Origin of the sequence: Parabacteroides sp. AT13 (genome assembly GCF_002272965.1) — a bacterium.
Classification (GTDB): Bacteria; Bacteroidota; Bacteroidia; order Bacteroidales; family Tannerellaceae; genus Parabacteroides; species Parabacteroides distasonis.
This window is the reverse complement of record NZ_NQMH01000001.1, coordinates 3,339,379-3,360,193: the sequence shown is the minus strand read 5'-3', so window position 1 is coordinate 3,360,193 and position 20,815 is coordinate 3,339,379. Positions and strand designations below refer to the sequence as shown.

Genomic DNA, 20,815 nt, shown 5'->3' with positions numbered 1-20,815 from the left:
TTATAATGTCATGTTTAAAAACAAATATATCATAGGAATCGTACTAGCGATTTTAACAGGATTCAGCAGTTGCGCAGATTTGGATTTAGCTCCGTTAGGAAGTCCGGAGGCTGGAGAGATATCAGAGGAAAGACAAGCTTTCTTGCGTCTGACCGCTGTCTATTCTGTCATGAAGGACTTCCGTTACACATGGTCGATGCAATGTTTCGGCGACGTGTTGTCGAATGATGCGACCTACAGCGGTTCTTCGAACGACGCACAAACCTTCACGTTACTGGAGAATTATCAGTATCAAGCGGATCATACCGAGATCTTGAACAAATATCGGTATTCTTACCAATGTATCAATAAGGCCAATTTGTTTATACGGGATATGGAAATGGCAGACGATGCCCTATTCTCGAAGTATGACAAGGAACAGATGATCGGTGAGGCCAAGTTTATTCGCGCCTATACTTATTTCGAGCTTGTGAAAACCTTTGGTGGTGTTCCTTGCTATACGGGAGTCTTGGATCTCGATCATGAGAGACTCGGACGTGCGTCTGTCGAAGAGATATACTCGGTTATCGAGCAAGACCTAAACGATGCGGTTAGCGTATTACCTAAGAAAAGTGAGGTGGCTAACTACGAGTCAAGCTATGCGGGAAGGATTACCAAAGGCGCGGCCATCGCTATGCAAACACGTATTTATCTGTATGAGAAAAAATACGATGAGGTAAAAAAGGCTTTCGAGAAATTCCAGAATGAGTGCGGGGGAGAGTATAGCCTAGTAGCTCCGGAAGATTACACTTGGCAATTCTCACTGGACGGCGAGCATTGTTCCTCATCGATCCTAGAAGTGAATATGTATAACTCTTCCACTCAAAGCTCGTATAACGTAAATAACGGTAACCGCCACGTATTGATGTCTATGCCCCGAAACATGACGATCGGCTTCGGTTGCGCGCAACCTACACAGGCCTTGGCGGACGCTTATGATGCCGAGGGGGATGTCATACGAAAGAAGACCACTCTCCTTTCCACGGAAGAGGCCATAGAGATCGAGACCGCAGCCAAAGGCGATGTGGCACCCGTTACGGACGACCGAACGGGCTGGTACAATCGCAAATTATATCTTGCGCCCGGACAAAGAGAGGAGAACCGGGGAAATAACCAACCCACGAACCTCAGGCTTATCCGCCTCGCGGAGGTATATTTGAACTATGCCGAGGCTTGTTATTTCAGCGGCGATATCGCTAATGCGCAAAAGTATCTGAATGAGGTAAGAAGCCATGTCAACTTGGCTCCTAAAAACCATACAGGAAGCCAATTGTTTGAAGACATCATGAACGAGCGTCATCTGGAGTTTGGAATGGAAGGCTTCCGGTTCTTTGACGTGGTACGTGTAGGATGGGGAGAGAAAGTCTTTAACGGAACCAAGAAGGCGGAATTTGGAGCTAAGACTCCTTTCAGCGCCGGTGCGGAAGTATTGCCTATACCTCAAACCGAGATTGATATTAGTGACGGTTTAATAACTAATTAATAAGGAAATAACAATTCGCAAAAATCATAATAGCATGAAAAGGAATTTAGTATTGCTCGGAATCTGTCTCTTGGCCGTATCGTTCGTTGGAGAGGCCTTTGGACAGAAGAAAAAACCTCGTATCGGTATTGCCGGTATACAGATAGAAAACAGCGTGTTCGTCCCGAATAGGCAGCCGCTCGTAGGACACCCCGTAAGAATGCCAGACTATCTCAGCCCAGACTCCGCAATGGGACAGGCGGCCACTTGGCTTCCCACGCAGATTGGCTATGGCGGTGGAAGAGGCCCCGTGACAAAAGAATCGTACGACGCGTTTGTGGAAAAAACATTGGAGATGATCAAGGCCAATATGCCATATGACGCCTTCTGGTTTTATAACCACGGAGCTTGTAGCGTGGAAGGCGTAGCCGATCCCGAGGGCGAATTCATGGAGAAGGTGCGTAGCTTGATCGGAAACGATGTCTTGACTACCACCACGATGGACCTTCACGGAAATACGTCTTGGTTGGTAGCTCTCAACTCCGATTTGATTACGACTTATCGTCAAGCACCGCATGCGGATTCTCGCGAATCGCATCGGCGAGGGGTCGTCAATTTGTTGGAACGTCTTGAATCAGGGAAAGGGCGTCCGGCATACAAGGCATGGGTTGCTGTTCCTGTCCTAGTTTCCGGCGAATGGTCGAGTACCCGTGTCGAGCCTGCAAAATCGCTGTACGCATTGGTTCCCGAGGTTGAAGCCATGCCCGGAGTGATAGACGCAGGGATCTGGATCGGTTATGTTTGGGGAGACAACCCACGGAACCAAGGAACCGTGATGGTTTACGGTGACGATGAGGAACAGGTAAAAGCCGGGGCGAAGAAACTCGCCCAGAAATTCTGGGATGTCCGTAAGCAGTTCTCGCTGGAAGCTCCGGGATATTCGCTCGAGAAATGTATCGATTTGGCAATAGCAAGCAAAAAGAAGCCTTTCTTTATCAGTGATATGGGAGATAATCCCGGCGGAGGCGGCTCAGGCGAGGTCACTTGGACTTTGGCGAGACTCTTGAAGCGTCCGGAATTCCAGACTGATAAGGGAAAGAGCGTTCTTTATTGCTCCATCCCGGGAGAAGAAGTGGTTAAGCAGGCACGTAAGGTCGGCGTAGGCGGACACGTAGAAGGCATGGTAGGTGCCATGGTCGATAATTCCTACGAAGGTCCCGTGAAATTGTCGGGTACCGTGGTTTATGTCAGCCCGGAAGAAGACAAGAACGCGGAATCATGGAGACGGAAAAGAGATATCGCTATCGTAAAGACCGGAAGCGTTTATGTGGTAGTAGGCACATCGTCTCCCACTCCAAACCTAGAGGGTTCAGGAATTGACCCGAAGGAAATGGATATCGTAATGGTTAAACAAGGTTACCTTGTAACCCAATGGTACAATATACAAGCGGATTGGGTAATGGCTTTTACAAGAGGAGGTGTGGATCAGGACTTCAAGAAGCTTCCCTATAAGAATATCGTGAGACCGATGTTCCCGATCGATCCAGACATGGCTGATCCGGAATTGAACGTTATCATGGTTCCTTCCGCCAAGCATTACTATGGCAGATAGATCGTATTGATCGATTTTTTACTGCAATGCCTATGCAGTGTTACTGCAATAGGTGTTGCAGTATTACTGCACAGGCATTGCAGAGGCTGTCTCAAATAGAAGTTTGAGATGGCCTTTTTTGTGTCTGCAAAAAAAATCAGGCAAGCTCTAACTTCGCTCAGCCAGAACTTGCCCGTCTCCCTAATTTTTTGTATCTTAGGGAATCAAATCAAGATATCCCAAAGATAATGTTTAAAAGTTACACATCCAACGATAATCTGCTTTTACCTCCATGTTTAGGCGATTTTATACCCCAGAACGATCCGGTCCGGGTTGTTCACCGTATCATTGAACAGATAAACCTTAAAGAACTTTACCTTAAGTATTCCTCTAAAGGCTGTTCTGCGTACCATCCACGCATGATGCTTCAGATTCTTGTCTATGCTTATTTGCGTAACATCTATTCCAGCCGTCGCATCGAAGAGTTCTGTCGTAACGATATCCGCTTCATGTGGCTTACCGGCAACGTGACTCCTGACCATAATACCATCAACCGTTTCCGCAGCAGCCGTCTGAAGGATGTACTGAAGACAGTTTTCGCTACTATTGTAAAGTTCCTCGTGTCAGAAGGTTTTGTAAGTCTTGATGTGGCATTTACCGACGGAACGAAAATGGAGGCTAACGCCAACCGTTATACATTTGTCTGGGGCAGGTCCATACATACCCGTATATCCGGAATAGCTGAACAGCTTGAGGAGATATGGCAGTATGCCGAATCCGTTACCAAACAGGAACTGCGTGATTCAGCTCCGGTTACATATCAGGATATCACCCCGGAGAAAGTGGAAAAGGCACTGGAGCAGATAGACGATGCCCTGAATGGAGTTGATGCTGACAAGAAAGTGAAAGCGAAGGTAAGGCGTGTAAGGAAGTCATGGCCTGAACAACTCAGGAAATATGAATCACAGGGAAAGATACTTGACGGACGCAACAGTTACTCAAAGACAGACAATGATGCCACTTTCATGCGCATGAAGGAGGACCATATGAAGAACGGACAGCTTAAACCCGGATATAATCCTCAGATAAGTACCAATAAACAGTTCATCCTGAACTATACCATCCATCAGTGTGCAGGCGATACCTCCACCTATCCTCTGCATATGGATGATTTCCATTCCCTTTACGGCAGATACCCTAACGTGTCTGTCTGTGATGCAGGATACGGAAGTGAAGAGAACTATCTGTATGCTTTCGGGCATGACATTGAAACCTTCATAAAGTACAATTATTTTCATAAGGAACAGAAAAGGAATTTCAGAAACGACCCGTTTCTCTCTGCCAACTTTTATTATAATGAGGAAAATGACGGCATGTACTGTCCTATGGGGCAGAGAATGGAAAGACTATCTGATGTAAGGCGGGTAACAGACAACGGTTTTGTGCAGACCATATCAAGATACAGGGCACGCAACTGCAAGGGTTGCCCGTTAAGATGCCGGTGTCATAAAAGCAGTTCGGAAAGGATTGTACAGGTAAATCACCGTCTGAGAAAAATCAAGGAAAAAGAACGTGAAAAGCTGCTTTCTGATGAAGGTCTGAAATATCGCAGTCAGCGACCACAGGATGTGGAAGCAGTATTTGGAAACCTCAAGAACAACAAGCACTTCAAGAGGTTCAATCTTCGTGGACTTAAGAAGGTTGAAATTGAGTTCGGCCTGCTGGCAATAGCACATAATCTTGCAAAAGTAGCCTCTTAGGAAGGTTATGGTAACAAAAAAACAGTGAAATCTTCAAAAGTAAGCTTATAAATTCATCTTTAGAGAAAAATCCAAAAGACTTCAACTTGGAATAAAACAACAGAGGCCATCTCAAGTTTATTTTGAGACAGCCTCTACTAAATTATCCTATATTCCTACTCAATAACTTTCGGACTTGCTCCTCCGTTAAATTCCGGCGGCTCGCATAATCTCTCATCTGCTCCTCATCGATAGAACCGATCATGAAATATTGAGAAGAGGGATGGGCAATATAAATCCCACTAACCGAAGCCGTAGGATACATGGCACCATTCTCGGTTAACGAAACACCAATTCGCGACATATCGAGCAATCCATCCAATGTGAAATTCAATAATTGATCCGGTAGAGAAGGGTAACCGATAGCCGGACGGATTCCTTGGTATTTCACCTTGTAAAGATCCGGGATAGACAAGGATTCGTCTTTAGCATATCCCCAATATTCTTTACGTACTTTCTCATGAAGATATTCGGCTGTAGCTTCCGCTAGGCGATCGGTCAAGGTTTGCAGCAACATTGAATTATAGGTATCGCCTTCTTCCTCAAATTTATCCTTCAAACAATCAGCGCCAGCTCCAGCGGTAACGACAAACGCCCCTACATAATCAGTTCGCTCCTCGGAAACCGGTATTACATAATCGGAAAGACATTTATAAATATTTTCCTCTTTTTTTACTTGCTGACGTAATAAAGGCAGCGCTATATCACCCATTCGGATCGTATCCCCTTCACTATTCGCTGAGAAAAATCCGTAAATCGCTTTACAATATTCAACCTTCATATTGACCAGCCGATCCAATAACCTAACAGCATCCTTGTATAATTGCATCGCCTCGGTAGCCTTCGCACGATCTTTTTCCGGGAATCCGGCCAACCAAGAGGCACGACAAGAATCGCAACCATGTATCTGGGAGATTTCCGAGAAACGGCCATTCAATTTCCATGCGCTAAAAAAGAAGGTCCAGTGGATATAAGGAATCACTTCTTCCAAGGGGATATAAGGGATAACATGTACCCCCATCCGGGCCGGAACAACCGGTGTATACCCGGTCCAATCTATTTCTATCGGATGCTTACGAGCCTCTGAAAGAGAAGCCAAGGTCTCTTTCTTCTGCCCTAAAGAGGCACGCAAGGCTTCTTGTTCTTGTTCCAACTCCCTGATATAAGCGTCACGGGTATCTGGATTCAATAGTTTGGCGGCGATCAACGGATTCTGTGAGGCATCCAGCACATGAATCACCGGATAATCATAATGCGGAGCGATCTTCACCGCCGTATGCAATTTGGAGGTCGTAGCGCCACCCACCATCATAGGAATCGTAAGTCCCGCTTTCTGCATCTCGTCCGCGACATGCGCCATCTCTTCTAAAGAAGGGGTTATCAAGCCGGATAAGCAAACCAGATCCGGTTTCTCCTCGATCGCTTTCTTTATGATCACATCTGCGGGAACCATTACCCCTAAATCAATCACCTCGTAGTTATTACAAGACAATACGATAGAGACGATATTCTTACCTATATCATGTACATCCCCTTTTACCGTAGCGAAAATCACTTTACCGGCCTTCGCGGAGCCGGAAGCTTTCTTTTCAGACTCAATGGCCGGTTGTAAAATAGCCACGGCCTTTTTCATCGTACGTGCGGTCTTCACGACTTGAGGGAGAAACATCTTTCCGGCACCGAATAACTCGCCGACCTTATTCATTCCGCTCATTAACGGACCGTCAATTATATCCACGGCATGCGGATAAATCCGCAAGGCTTCTTGTAAATCGTCCTCCAAATAGTCTCCGATCCCTTTGATTAAGGCATGTTCCAAACGCTCCTTCAATGAAAGCTCACGCCAAGCCTCATGCTTCTCCGGAGTTTCTCCGGAAGCTTGAACATGTAAATTTTGAGCATAAGTAATTAATTCCTCGGCAGCTTCCGGACGGCGTGCCAAGATCACGTCTTCCAACAAGGTACGGAACTCCGGCTCTATATCCTCATAAAGTACGGAGGTAGACGGATTCACGATACCCATATCCATCCCCTTCCCGATCGCATGATATAGAAATACGGAATGCATAGCCTCGCGTACATGATTGTTCCCCCGGAAAGAGAAAGATAAATTACTTACACCACCACTCACCTTCGCACCCGGCAAGTTCTTCTTGATCCATTCAACGGCACGGATAAACGCCAGACCATAGCCATTATGTTCCTCCATACCGGTAGCGATCGCCAATACGTTCGGGTCAAAAATAATATCTTGGGGATTGAAATCGATCTTCTCGATCAATAGGCGATAGGCCCGTTCACAAATCTCAATCTTTCTTTCATAGGTATCCGCCTGCCCCTTCTCGTCGAAAGCCATCACGACCGCAGCCGCACCCAGTTGCTTAATACGGGCGGCATGTTTAAGGAAGACCTCCTCTCCTTCTTTCAAGGAGATGGAATTCACGATGCTCTTTCCTTGCACGCACATCAAGCCTTCCTCGATCACTTCCCATTTAGAAGAATCGATCATGACGGGTACACGGGCAATATCCGGTTCGGAGGCGATCAAGTTTAAGAATGTCTTCATTTCTTTCACGGCATCCAACATACCATCGTCCATATTGATATCGATCACTTGGGCGCCATCCTCCACTTGCTTACGAGCGATCGTCAACGCTTCCTCATAACTGCCTTCTTTTATCAAGCGTAAGAATTTCCGAGAACCGGCCACATTACAACGCTCTCCCACGTTCACGAAATTATTCTCCGGTTTCACCTCCAGCAGTTCCAAGCCCGACAGCCACAGGCAATCCGGTTTCGGAGCCGGGATATGCGGTTTAGCTCCTTTCACCAACTCCGGATACCGGGAGATATGCGCTGGAGTCGTTCCGCAACAGCCTCCGATAATGTTCACCAATCCCTCTTCCACAAAAGGCTTCACATGTTGGGCCATTTTATCCGGCGTCTCGTCATAGGTACCAAAACTATTCGGCAATCCGGCGTTCGGATAAGCGCTGATATAATAGGGGGCATACTTCGCCAACTCTTGTAAATAGGGCTTCATATCCGCCGCTCCGAAAGAGCAGTTTAAGCCAACCGAAACAATATGTGTATGCTGTATGGAAGCTAAGAAGGCCAATAAAGTCTGTCCGGAAAATGTTCGTCCACCTTGTGCGGACAAAGTCAAAGACAACATAATCGGCAGGTCTTTTTCTTTCTCTTTCAACACGACCTCAGCCGCTTCCAATCCCGCTTTTACGTTCAACGTATCGAATGTAGTCTCGAAAAGGATGATATCCACCCCGCCGTCAACAAGTCCCTCGACTTGCTCCTTGTAGGCATTATACAAATCTTTATAAGTTACGGCACGATAAGCGGGATCACTTACATCTGGACTCATAGAAGCTGTCTTATTAGTAGGACCGATCGATCCGGCCACGAAGATCGTACGATCCGGATGCTCTGCCATATAGGTATCCGCCACTTCCCTCGACAATCGTCCGGCGGCCAGATTTATCTCACGTACATAGGCCTCCATCGCATAATCTGCCATGGAAATAGCGTTCGCGTTAAACGTATTCGTAGCGAAGATATCCGCTCCCGCATCCAAATACTGACGATGAATAGACTGGATTACATCCGGGCGGGTGATACACAATAAATCATTGTTCCCCTTCAACTGTCCCGGAAAATCGGCGAAACGTTCGCCTCGGTAATCTTGTTCGTTTAGTTTGAAACTTTGGATCATGGTACCCATACCACCATCCAAGATCAAAATGCGCTCATTCAAGAGTCGCAGAAATCGTTCCTTATTCATAAATATGTTTTACCTTTCTTGCGTACATATAACTATATCCCCGGAGGATCCATACCACAGCGATGGCGAAAAACAGACGGGTAGGCACCACCCAAAGAACGGGTACCCCTATCGCGGCAAAGATGATCGTATCTTCCAACAGGGAATGGCACACGGCCAAATGATGGTTCAGCAAGTTGCCGTCACCGTAAGACAACTTCCTCTGCTCCATTTGCTCTACCATAATAGCCCCGCCATAAGCCAGTCCGACCACATTACCTACCAACCACAAAAAAGCGGCATCTTGAGGCAAGCCAAATAATCGCATCAGCGGAGAAAAGACCGAGGACAATCCTTTCATTAGATTAAACTCTTCCAATATATAATGAAGGATCATTAAAGCCGTAACAATTATCAAAATAGAAATCACCACCTTCATCGAGCTGGTAAACCAAAGTACGAATACTTCCAACCAATTATCGCATACAGCCGCACTTTGAGCGATCCCGACCTGTCCCCATCCTTCATGGGGCATTACCCAATTCAAAGAAAAGGCGATCACGAAACTCATGATCAAACGGAGCAGCGTCATCTCCCAGAAAGAAGACCCGGTCTTTGCCTGTACGGAGGATTCTACCATTAGATTATGGGAAGTAAGGCACATCAATGCCAATATCGTAGCTTCACGGACTCCTAAAGACATCGAGGTGATCAAAGCGATCGGAGCATATAATGGGGAGAATATACTGGTTATAAAAACAATGGCTGTCTCCCCCGGCAGACCCACCAACGAGAACACGGGCACTAACCAATCCGAGATCTGACCTAATATTCCGGAATATTGCAATATACGGACCAATAAAGAAATAGGCAAAATAATCTTTAGCAGCCATAAACACGTCTTGCCTGCTTTAGGCAGAGCTTTCAGGATACATCCCCAAACCCTACCGATCACGCCTTGCCCTGTTTCCATCTCGACTTATCGTTTGAAAGCCCGATCCATCTCCCGTCGGTCGTCACGTTCCCGGATGGAGTCTCGCTTATCATATTCCTTTTTACCTCGTGCGATCGCGACGACTACTTTCGCCAATCCTTTCTCATTGATAAACAAACGAGTGGGAACGATCGTAAAACCACTAGCACGAACCGCACCCTCGATCTTTCGTAATTCCTTTTTGGTAAGAAGTAATTTCCGGTCCCGCCGTGCGTTGTGATTATTGTACGTACCGTAAAAATATTCGGCGATGTACATATTCTTCACCCACAGTTCCCCTTTTTCCACGATACAAAACGTATCTACCAAACTCGCCTTCCCTAAACGGATCGATTTAATCTCCGTTCCGGTCAGTACGATCCCGGCCGTAAAAGTGTCGAGCAACTCGTAGTCGAACGTCGCCCGCTTATTCTTTATCTGTATGTTATTACTAATCTTCTCTTTCATCTTGTGTTATTCTGTCAAAAACTCAAACCGGGCATCAGCATCGATAACAAAATCTCGATAACTGCCGGAGTCAGTAATATAATGGCGGTTGTAAATCCTACGAACTTCAGACGGATCTTCTCCTCGACTCCCATATACGGACCAGCGCCTTCCCAAACAATATAGAATGTATAAAGGATAAATATCCGCAAGAAGAAAAACTCGGGAAGCAACATCAATACGATATTCAAAGCGAACATCAACGACGAGGAATACCCGACGAAGCGCAACCACAGTTTCAAATCCTTCTCCCGTTTAAATATACCTTGCCATATCTCGTTCATCAGATAAGCCCCGAGGTAAAAACCACCGAACGAGGACACCAATGTCCGGATAGACGACTTCAAGGCCAGCTCTAAATCAAACTCCTTCCGCGTAAACAATACGCCCAGAAAAGCCGCAACAGTAACGAAGCCGATCAAAGGATACACGAATCGGGATAAGAACTCCTCCTGCTTCTCTCCTTTTTTCGCTAACAAGACCCACGCCTTCGCTGGCTGTGAGATGATAGCGATTACCCACCTAAATATCTCCTTATACATCTCTGTTTACTTTTAAATAGCAAAAGTATATATTTAATTCGTAAAACGCAACGTAAATACGTCGGTAGCCCCCCAAACACATGCGGTTGTATCCGCATTATAGCGTTCGGCATAATTTATTTTAAAATTTATCACATTTTGCCCCTCACTACTCTCTATCGCTTTGGCTTGGTCCAAAAACTTATCGATTGTAAAAGCGGTCGTATTGATCCATTTAGTGGAATCGCCGGTACCCCCCTCTTGGGTTACCCGAAGGTATAGGTTATAGACCCGTTGTCCGGTGCTGTCTTCTTCCACCTCCTGATCAGGGTTATAGGATAAATTGAAAATATCCTTTTGGTCTACCTGATGATTTACATGTTGGGTTTGCAAGAAGAAACGTCCTTCCAAATAAATACTTTTCTTAAAGTCCAGCGTAACCAGACGCTCCTTGTCCAATACAACCGTAGTATCAGTCAATGTCTCATGCAAAGGCCATACAGCGACCGAATCATACTTATAAATCTCAGCGTTGTAAACACCATTGCCCAATTCCTCGCTAAAATTCGTCTTGAAATCAACCACACAGCAATCGCCATCTTTCAAATCCGTCCGATTCTCAAACTCAGAGGAAGAGACGATAAATATATTCCCTTGATCATCCGCCGTATAGATACATCGCATAGGATTCTCACGTATCACTCCTACCCGATGATAATTGATGGAGTTACTTCCATCCCCCATACAAGAGGTCATTAAGAAAAACAAGGATAAAAATAAGCCGTATAAAATTCGCTTTCTCATCTTCTTTAGTTTATAAGTAAAGGATCCGTTACTCCCCATGTAAACTGGGTACTATCTTTCGGATTAATTTGATCGATATAATGAATCCGAACATACATATCCGCGTCGCGTCCACCTTGTTCTCGCATATCCTTGATAAAATTCGCCAGATTAAAGGCATTGATAACCGCGATAGCCTCCTCTGCCTTATCCTCCGGCTTTCCGGTCGTAGCGGCAGCCCGTAAATATAAGGAATAAATTGATTTCCGATTTTCCACAACAGCTTCCTGAGCCGGATCGTAAGTCAATTGCCAATTTAAAGTCCGATCTTTTGTCGTCCAACAAGCAGAGGGCAGAAATAAATAGTCTTCTAATTTGATGTATAAAACAGAATCATTGGGGTTGACCGCAAGTACCGGTTGCTCATTAGTCAATAATTTATGCGTATCCGTAAGAGGGCTCTCAGCGTTTTGCTGGTTAACAGCGGTTTCCCCTTGTATCGTCACCGTATAATACCCTTTTTGTTCCGCATTCGTATTTTCCGGTAAGCTAGGATCATAATCAAAGCTCACTAACAAGCATTTACCCTCTGAGTATGAGCTCAGCTTCGTCGAATAGATCCAACCGAACCGGGTATTAGCCATCATCAACGCGCTATCTCCATGTTGACGAACCACAGCGGCGGTCGTTCCCGGATTATAGACGTTATTTATGTCTTTTAGGCAAGAAGTAAACAGACTCATGAAAACCGCCACCCAGACAAAACCTATTAAATTCTTGTATCTCATTTCACAATACTCCTCTTAAAGTACGCAAAGATACGATCTTTACCCATATACATAAAAAAAACGGCAAAAAAATAGGGCGTATCGATAATCTTCTTATCGGTACGCCCTCAACTTCTATACTAATTTCTTTATGAGTTTTTCACGACTTGGAATAGAACGGTATAAGAAGCCCATTTCAAATCCGTACTATCTTTTTCATTAATCGTATTTAGATAATTGACCTTAAGATTAAAAGACTTTGAATCTTTATTAGCCTCAGCGCTATTCACAGACTCCAATACAGACTTAACATTAAACGCACGGACTTCTCCTATAGATGATGCCGCAGAACCTGTTCCGTCCGCTACTTTAGCGACACGCAAGAACAAGTCATATGTCGGGACATTATCCACCATAGTAGGCTCCTTTGAACGATCCCAATATAAAGTATAAGAATTTTTCTGATCCTTAAACATATCCATTGTTATAAAGAAGAATAAATAACCGTCTACATACACCCCATAGTCGCCATTGCTAAATAGGTTTTTTACAGGTATCTCATTCTGAAGTAAGCTGGCCGAATCTGGCACATTATAAAAGACTGGCTGTCCTTTTGTTATCTCATCTGCCACAGAGATTGTCGCTGTTAAATAACCATTTGTCGCCGCATTCGCATTCTCCGGAGAATTTAGGTCTAATTCATAGTTGATCAAGTAACAAGCTCCGTCAACTACTTGTGCCGATAAAGACGGAGAGTATAATGCTCCCATATTTGTATTCAGTACCGTTTTATATGTCTTTTCAGAAAGACCTGCGACACCAAAGCCGGCACGAGTCACCGTATTATTCGATTCTCCAAGACAAGAGGTCAACAACAATAATGACGCAGCCACCGCTGCTCCAATTAATTTAAATGCTTTCATAATTCAATTTTTCTATTTTTAAGTATTTGTATTTACACTGTTAATCTATCGAGTATTAAAAACCAAAACGAAATCCGAACTGAAGGCTCATGTTAAACGGCTTCTCCGAATGGATGGTTTCGATCTCGCTACCATTATCAAAATAATAGCTGGCTCCCACCTCTGCGAAAGCGCTTACGAAACGGATAATCGGATAACTTACGCCGGCACGGGCATTTACAGACCATAGCCATTCTTTCATTCGAATATGTTCACTTTGCTTTGCGATCTCTACCTCATCCGAGAATAATTTCATTCTACGTTTGCCAGCGACATTCATTTCCGCCATACCTCCGGCTGAGGCGTAAAACATAAAACGATTCCATTCCGCGATCTTATAAGTCAATGATAATGGAATTCCTATAAAATGCAATCGCTGATCATTCTCTATATGGTACGTATTATTCGTACTCCACTCCGATCTTAAGTAAGAATAAGTTAATCCAGTCTGCAAAGAAAAACGATTATTCAAATAACGACTAATTGAGATACCCACCCCAATAGGCGTCTTATGATGAATATCCGTCTTAGCAGGATCTTTCTTCTCCGCATCGAACGAATTTAAGCTCATCAGATTCTCACTCTTAAGCACACTGCTATTCGTCACATACTGAGGGACCAGATTATCAGCGCCCATGGAAAGACCTCCACCTCCCATACCGAACCCCCATTTCCGAGACGCGGTCTTCTCTGGCTTCTTTTTAGTAACAGGAGTAGCATCCGCGACAAGTACATCATTCTTGAGAACAACTATCTCATCATTATTCCTTTCAACCTCCGGTTCAACGGTATTTTTCTCATTCGCCGATCTATCAGCAGACATTACCTCCGACTCAGAAATAGGCCGATCCTCTGCATTCTCTACATTTTGCCGGAACGCTGCCATCCTAGCCTTAGCTCCCACTTTAACCGCTCCAGATGCCGCTTTTGCCTTCACGACCGCAGCAGAAATAGTCGCTAATACGGGCGCTTGCTCCATCGTTTTCTCTATCGGAACAACCGGGGTATCCACGGATGTCGACTCTTGTGAAGACTGTATTTCTTGGGCTATAGGTAGATCTTCCATCTCCCTGTCATATAAATAGATACCACCCGATACGACCAATAAGGAGATCACGGCGGCGGCAACCCAGTAGCGAAGCGTACGACGCAAAGGAACCGGAGCCTTTCCGGGCAATCGATCGGCTATAGCCTCCCAGTCGCCGGGTAGCGTATCCATCTCGAAATCCTCTAGCTTCGACCGGATCGCATCATCCCATATATCTCTTTCCTTTTTACTCATCTTATCTCAATACAATGCGTTAATTCTACGTTGTAATAACTGCTTGGCACGGGTATATTGTGAACGGGAAGTACTCTCTGTTATGTTCAACATCTCACTGATCTCCTTATGAGAATATCCCTCTATCGCGAACATATTGAATACGGTACGGAAGCCAACCGGCAACTCCTTCACTAGATTCATCAACTCAGCCGCCGACATGTCCGAGATAGCCGAACTATCGGGTTGAATCAGTTCCGCCGTATTGTCAAGATCGGTCGCTTCACGCAACACATCCGACTTTCGCAGATATTCCAACGCACAATTAACAAAGATCTTCCGCATCCACCCCTCAAATGAACCACTCCCTGTATAGGAATCCATACTGGTAAAGATTTTCACGAAGCCATCCTGCAACAAATCACGAGCCGTTTCCCTGTCGTTCACATAACGAAGGCAAACTCCCATCATTTTTCGGGAATATGCATCATAAAGCTCTTTTTGAGCTCGTCTCTCCCCCTTCCGACAACCCTCTATCAGTTGTAGCTCATTCATTCAGTCGTGCCTTGAACGTCTCCCTTCTGGAGACTGTACAATATTAGGATGTAAATAATTAAACAAACGCTGCATTCCGTAGAAAAATTATTTCATAAACAGGGCGGACACTCCGGCCCGCCCTCACGGAACATCTGCAAAGATAAGATGTTCTTATGAATTTCCATGTTAATGAGCGTGAGTATGCTCACTTTTTTTCGCCGGAGGTACCGGACAACCGGCGCCATTATCTACCGGAACCGCTTCCATACCGATCTTTTTGAAGGCCGCGGCCAAGCGGGTCTTCGAAGTCTTATCCGTCTTGTAAGTCACAATGGCCGTACGGGTGCTCAGATCACATTTCAAGTCGGTCACTCCTTTCTCGAAAGCGATATTTTTCTCGATCTTCTTGATACAGTGATCACAATCCATCGCTTCGATAAAGAATGTCACAGAGTCCTTCTTCTTTTTCGCGTCTTGGGCGAATGTCATCGATACCGTACATACAGCACAAAACAGCAACATAATTAATCGTTTCATAATCAATCATTTTTAATATTAACAATTCTAATTATCCATTCATATCTACCAAAAGAAAAGCACCACTATAGGCATCGGGCTACACGTATATAGGCGTAGGGCCACACCAGTATACGCATAGGCCTACACGTATATACGTGCGGGCTTATACGTATATACGTGTCAATCCCTGCTTATATTAAAGCGGATACCCGCATAAATTTTCCGTCCATGCACCGGTCCCCACACCATAGATCCATCGAAGTTATCCCCTCTGGGATTGCTGGCATCGATAATCGGATTCGGTTGTTTGTAATTAAACAGGTTCTCCGCTCCCACGTAAATAGACCATTGACGGAAATATTTCGTAATCTGCGCATTCACTACCGTATAAGCCTTAAAATTCGGCTCCCATAACGGATTAGATGCATCCGGTGTCGGCATACGGCCACCTCCATTAAACTGGCTGGTCAAATCAAACTGCCATTTTTTCAACGGGGTTTGATAAGAAGCGGTCAATAAACCTTTATAATCACTAACCAACGGCTTTTTCAATCGATGCGCCACCCCCTCCTCATTCCGGTAATCGGTCTTCGCATCTGTATAACGATAAGCGGCCGTTAACGTAAATCCCCGGAAAAAAGGATAGGAAGCCTCCACTTGGAAGCTATTCGAATAGGAACGCCCATCCAGATTGTAGAAACGAACCGCATGAGGATCACTATCCATATCCACCACGATTTGCTTCAAGAAATCGGTATAATACCATTCCCCGCTCAAGCTCAGTTCCTTCCCGAACAAAGGTATATAAAATGACAGATTCAGACCGGTATTCCACGCTTCTTCTTGATCCAGATTGTCGGCGATATACATTTTTCGACTACTGGATAACAAAAAGTTGTTCTCTGCCAGCACATTCGCTGTCCGAAATCCTTTACCTGCCGAAGCCCGGATATGGAACCAGTCAAAAGGATTATATTTAATATGTACACGAGGGGTTACAAAGAAATCATACAACGTACTATAATCCGCACGTACACCCGCCAATAAGATCAGTTTATCATTCAGATTGAACGTATATTGGGCATAAGCTCCCGGCACGACTTCCGTACGGTCATAGGCATGACGGACCGACTCTCCTCCCGCATATTGAACCAGATTCTCGTCGAAACCATCATAGTTCATACTTAATCCGGTACTCAAGCTATGCATCGGCGTAAACTCCTTTTCATACAGCAAACTGGCATATACATTATTCTGATATACATTATAGGGCGTACGGTCATATCTTGATTTTTGCTCATGATAAGAACCGGAAAGTATCAATGCCACGCTCTCTACCTTTTCCTTATCGATAATATAGGCCTGCTTCGTAAATAATTCGGCCCGGTTCGTATTTAAATGAATCCGATACGGGTCGGTGAAATCATGGTGTTTCGTATCCTGCCCACCGGTACGGCTCTCATGCAGATAGCGAACTCCGTATTGAGCCACGTATTTATCCAATTTATGATACCAACGATTCATTACGTTCACCTGTTCCCTTAGCGGCGTATCGAGAAAACCATCGTCATTACCGTCATGTTGCATTTTATCATTCGAGTAGTGTACCAATAAACCGGTAGAGAGCTTGTCGTTGATATGCCAAGAAGCATCCGCATTCCCTTCATAACGTCCGGCATCACTAGCGAACACATTAGCAGAGAAAATATCCGCCGTAGGGGGCTTCTTGAATTCCACGTTGATTTGTCCGGCCAACGCCTCATACCCATTCTTAACCGAAGAGGTTCCTTTAGACACCTGAATGCTCTCCATCCAAGCTCCCGGAACATAATCCAAGCCATATAAGGAAGCGGCCCCCCGGAAATTCGGGTAATTCTCGGTCAACATTTGTACGTAGGTTCCCGCCAATCCCAACAGCTTAATTTGCCGGGCACCTGTAGCCGCATCCGAGTACGATACATCGACAGACGGATTTGTCTCAAAGCTCTCCGCCAGATTACAGCAGGCCGCACGGCAAATCTCATCGTACGTAATTTTCTGAGTTTGCAATACGCTCGTACGGGAAGCGATGGTTCCCATCTTGCGCTCACTAACCACGACCTCATCCAAGGCGATCTCACCTTTTAAGATAATCTGCATAGCATCGTCCTTCTCATCCACAGGGGTGACCTCAGTCATATAACCGATATAGCTAACCACCAGATTCTTGGAGTCACCTTTTCGTTCTAACTCGAAATTTCCATCCACATCGGACGTGGTTCCATTTTGGGTTCCTTCCCAATATACATTTGCCCCGATAATAGGTTGTTTGTTTTCATCACATACACGTCCTTTCACTTTCTTGCCGGAATCCTCGGCCCAAGTCAAAGTAAAAGTCAAACAGAACAGTAAAAATATCAGATATAATTGTCTTAACATGATAGTTGTTATTTGATTGAATCGTTAAATACAGTTTCCGCAGGGATAGAGCATTCCCTACCTTAAAACCAAAGGGTATTCAGCGAGCAGCTTCCACCCTCACGAATACAATCAAATCAAAAGCGTAGTCAATAAAGAAAGGTACACACGAGGACAGGCTACGGGAGGACCTGTCACCCTAATCTCATAAGAATCAGCAAATAAGGAAGCGATTTGTAAACTCTCGAAAATAGAGGAGAAGAGCAAATCATGTACGACTGGTTGCAGATCCGGTACTTGTATATTTACAGAATTCCAATCAAAATCAACCCGTTCAATGCCACAGCCGTTCATGCCACAACACTCCACCGTATTATTCGCAAGCTTATCACGACTATGATCATGTCCATGAATCTCACAGCACTTAGCTTCCAATAAAGCCTCCACTCCCTCTTTCTCGCAAACGCCACAACAATAAGATACGAAATTAACCCCCGCTCCCCCATAAAAGATTAAGGAAGCAAGAATTACAAGAAACAAGGATGTGGCAAATCGTCTCATATGCCGCAAAAATAAGCAAAAAAACTCGAAATCAAAATACTCCCTTTACTTGATAAATTTAGACAGGTAATAATAGGTATCCGGAGAAGGTTCACTCTCTATCCGGTAACGGGTGGAAGCCGTTACAGAAAATGTATACCCACGTTCAGACTCTACATCGATAGGAAGAAAAAGCTCGTTGCCATAAATATTCGTAGCTAATATGGATTTTGCCGAAGCTGTGTCGATCGAATCCGTCAATGAATAATAAACGGTATAAGTTAAATCCTGCTTTTCCGACACAGGTTTCTGCCAAGTTAAATGCAACTCATCATCCAAACGTTCCACTTTGATGCCCTCCGGAGCGGCAGGTACCGAATCATTCAGCCAAGTCAACGGAGGCAATTGGGCCGGATATTTATAGTAATTGTCTCTCAACTCTTTATAGAGTCCTTTATCATTATACAGGACATTTCCACAACGAAAGAACGCACAGCCGGCTCCTCCGTAATAACGACTATAATCAATCTGGTCAGTTATATCATTCACGGCCCAGTCCGCCTCGCTCTTGTCCATTCGATAAGCTCCCAAGCCGGGTACGACCAAACGCCCGTTACAATTATCCACCCAATTATCCACGAAAGGAAAGAAATTCTTATGCAGGTAATACATCATCGGAACAATCATATCTTGTTTACCTTGTTGCATCCACATCTTAGGGTCTTGGAAGACACTTTCGTAAGCGGTCCAACCCGCGTTAGGTACCCGTTCAATACGATTATATTTCCCGAGTGGCGAACTGCTAACCTGTACCCAAGGTTTCGTTTGCTTTACCCAATCGTAAATACGATAAACCATCCGGTTGATATTCTCCCTACGCCAGTCTGCCAGAGACTTTTTCTTACCGGATTTATTATACAGCGCTTTATCCGGGAATTTTTTCGCCTCTTCCGGATAGCGGATATAATCAAAATGGATGCCATCTATATCGTAGCCATTCACGATCTCCTTGACTAAGGATAAGATATAATCAGCGGTCTCCGGTACGCCGGGGTCCAAATACCACTCTCCATTATGCCGTTTGCAGAGTTTTGGTTTCTTTTTAACCACGGAAAGCTTTCCTTGCTCCTTCACGCTTTTTTCCGTTCCTAACGGGAAAGTCACGAACCACGCATGACATTCCATTCCCCGTTTATGGCATTCATCAACGACAAAAGCGAGCGGATCATATCCCGGTAATTCTCCATACTTACCGGAGAATGTCTTACTGACTGGTTCGATAGCCGAACGATACATCACGTCTCCCCTCAAGCGAGCCTGAATGAAGACCATATTAAAATTCGCTTCTTGAAGCCGGTCCAAGATATCAAGCAATGCCTGTTGCTGGGCTTTTCGTCCCGCCTCGGTAGTAGCCGGTTTATGAGGCCAATCCAGACCATAAACCGTAGTCAACCAAACCGCACGAATTTCCTTTTTGGGAGGCTCCACCGCTTGTAACAGACAAAAAACGGGTAAAGCCAGCGACAGGATAAGCAACAGACAAAACTTTCTCATCTTTATAATGCCTTATTGAGCCCGCGAATGTAGTATTTTTTGAGTCTCTTCCGGTAAATCAGTCGTAATAAAATCGACTCCCAGATCGATCATCTCTTCCATTAATTTAGGGTCATCTACGGTCCAGACATTCGAAGTCATGCCTAGGACTTTACAATCCTTCACCCAATCCGGATGAGATTGCAAGACTTTATAATGGTAGTCTAATCCTGTAAAACCAAGCTCTTTCAATTCCATCGGGGATAATTCTCCATTCAGATAAGAAACCTCAGATTTCGGACATAGACGGATAAATTCTTTACAAGCATCCATATTAAAAGATATGTAATCCGTACGTTTCGCTAATTTCATACGCTTTACCATTTGCACAGATAACCTTGCCGCATCTCGATTACGTTCCGGGGTATCATGGGATTTCAATTCAAATATTAACCGGATATTCTTCAATTTCTTCGCACGTTTCAAATATTGTTCCAAAGTAGGGAGCTTTTCGCCGTTACTCAATTGTAGATCCTTCAATTCATCGTATGTACAAGATTGGATATGTTTTCCTTGGATATCATTATCGTGGTAGACAACCAACACATTGTCTGCTGTAAGATGCACGTCGAATTCCGAGCCATAGGCACCAATTTCGCTAGCACGTTCCAAAGAGCGGATAGAGTTCTGGGCAGAGCCCTCCGTTTTCCAATACCCCCGATGGGCTATCACTTTCGTATTATCCTTTGCCGCTACCATTCCTGCCATCATCAGGCAAAGTAGCAAAAGAAGAGTAGATTTTAAATTCATGGTAAACTTGTATTTCAAGGCAAGAGGACAGTGTGTCAT

General features: G+C 44.8%; 17 protein-coding genes. 3 read left to right on the top strand and 14 right to left on the bottom strand.

Features of this window, described 5'->3' with window-relative positions:
* The first annotated feature begins 10 nt into the window (after positions 1-10).
* The 3 genes from CI959_RS14160 (at position 11) to CI959_RS14150 (ending at position 4,852) form a co-directional block, all read left to right on the top strand.
* Positions 11-1,522 carry a RagB/SusD family nutrient uptake outer membrane protein gene (locus CI959_RS14160; RefSeq protein WP_009276267.1) on the top strand — a complete coding sequence of 504 codons (1,512 nt, stop codon included), beginning with the start codon at positions 11-13 and terminating at the stop codon, positions 1,520-1,522.
* 34 nt (positions 1,523-1,556) lie between these two features.
* A complete protein-coding gene (locus CI959_RS14155) occupies positions 1,557-3,113 on the top strand; it encodes a M81 family metallopeptidase (protein WP_005855465.1) in 1,557 nt (518 codons plus the stop codon).
* 227 nt (positions 3,114-3,340) lie between these two features.
* Positions 3,341-4,852 carry an IS1182 family transposase gene (locus tag CI959_RS14150; RefSeq protein ID WP_057317674.1) on the top strand — a complete coding sequence of 504 codons (1,512 nt, stop codon included), beginning with the start codon at positions 3,341-3,343 and terminating at the stop codon, positions 4,850-4,852.
* Between the two features lie 142 nt (positions 4,853-4,994).
* Here the strand turns inward: CI959_RS14150 and metH are convergent, their stop codons facing one another.
* From metH to CI959_RS14080, 14 genes are all read right to left on the bottom strand, one after another.
* Positions 4,995-8,687, bottom strand: coding sequence for a methionine synthase (metH, locus tag CI959_RS14145; protein ID WP_005855463.1), 3,693 nt, complete (start codon positions 8,685-8,687; stop codon positions 4,995-4,997).
* Positions 8,680-9,639 (bottom strand): nucleoside recognition domain-containing protein, encoded by a 960-nt coding sequence (locus CI959_RS14140; protein WP_005855462.1) that lies wholly within the window; start codon positions 9,637-9,639, stop codon positions 8,680-8,682. Before CI959_RS14140 ends, metH begins: the two co-directional genes overlap by 8 nt.
* A gap of 6 nt (positions 9,640-9,645) precedes the next feature.
* On the bottom strand, positions 9,646-10,107 hold the full coding sequence (gene smpB / locus CI959_RS14135; protein ID WP_005855460.1) for an SsrA-binding protein SmpB: 462 nt from the start codon (positions 10,105-10,107) through the stop codon (positions 9,646-9,648).
* A 14-nt stretch (positions 10,108-10,121) separates the two neighbouring features.
* Positions 10,122-10,688 (bottom strand): YIP1 family protein, encoded by a 567-nt coding sequence (locus CI959_RS14130; protein WP_005865193.1) that lies wholly within the window; start codon positions 10,686-10,688, stop codon positions 10,122-10,124.
* A 33-nt stretch (positions 10,689-10,721) separates the two neighbouring features.
* Positions 10,722-11,471 (bottom strand): hypothetical protein, encoded by a 750-nt coding sequence (locus CI959_RS14125; protein ID WP_011965996.1) that lies wholly within the window; start codon positions 11,469-11,471, stop codon positions 10,722-10,724.
* 5 nt (positions 11,472-11,476) lie between these two features.
* A complete protein-coding gene (locus tag CI959_RS14120) occupies positions 11,477-12,238 on the bottom strand; it encodes a hypothetical protein (RefSeq protein WP_005855454.1) in 762 nt (253 codons plus the stop codon).
* 128 nt (positions 12,239-12,366) lie between these two features.
* The gene (locus CI959_RS14115) at positions 12,367-13,140 is read right to left on the bottom strand and encodes a hypothetical protein (RefSeq protein ID WP_005855452.1); all 774 of its coding nucleotides are present in this window, start codon (positions 13,138-13,140) and stop codon (positions 12,367-12,369) included.
* Between the two features lie 55 nt (positions 13,141-13,195).
* Positions 13,196-14,461 carry a porin family protein gene (locus CI959_RS14110; RefSeq protein ID WP_057317722.1) on the bottom strand — a complete coding sequence of 422 codons (1,266 nt, stop codon included), beginning with the start codon at positions 14,459-14,461 and terminating at the stop codon, positions 13,196-13,198.
* A 6-nt stretch (positions 14,462-14,467) separates the two neighbouring features.
* Complete coding sequence (locus tag CI959_RS14105; RefSeq protein WP_005865183.1) at positions 14,468-14,995, bottom strand: RNA polymerase sigma factor; 528 nt, start codon at positions 14,993-14,995, stop codon at positions 14,468-14,470.
* A 168-nt stretch (positions 14,996-15,163) separates the two neighbouring features.
* Entirely contained in the window at positions 15,164-15,514 is a 351-nt protein-coding gene (locus tag CI959_RS14100) for a cation transporter (protein WP_005855446.1), read from the bottom strand.
* Positions 15,515-15,676: 162 nt separating this feature from the next.
* A complete protein-coding gene (locus tag CI959_RS14095) occupies positions 15,677-17,914 on the bottom strand; it encodes a TonB-dependent siderophore receptor (protein WP_005855444.1) in 2,238 nt (745 codons plus the stop codon).
* Positions 17,915-18,025: 111 nt separating this feature from the next.
* Positions 18,026-18,454 carry a hypothetical protein gene (locus CI959_RS14090; RefSeq protein WP_009276262.1) on the bottom strand — a complete coding sequence of 143 codons (429 nt, stop codon included), beginning with the start codon at positions 18,452-18,454 and terminating at the stop codon, positions 18,026-18,028.
* Between the two features lie 45 nt (positions 18,455-18,499).
* Entirely contained in the window at positions 18,500-19,987 is a 1,488-nt protein-coding gene (locus CI959_RS14085; RefSeq protein WP_005855440.1) for a glycoside hydrolase family 10 protein, read from the bottom strand.
* A 12-nt stretch (positions 19,988-19,999) separates the two neighbouring features.
* A complete protein-coding gene (locus CI959_RS14080; protein ID WP_008780879.1) occupies positions 20,000-20,776 on the bottom strand; it encodes a glycerophosphodiester phosphodiesterase family protein in 777 nt (258 codons plus the stop codon).
* Positions 20,777-20,815 lie beyond the last annotated feature (39 nt).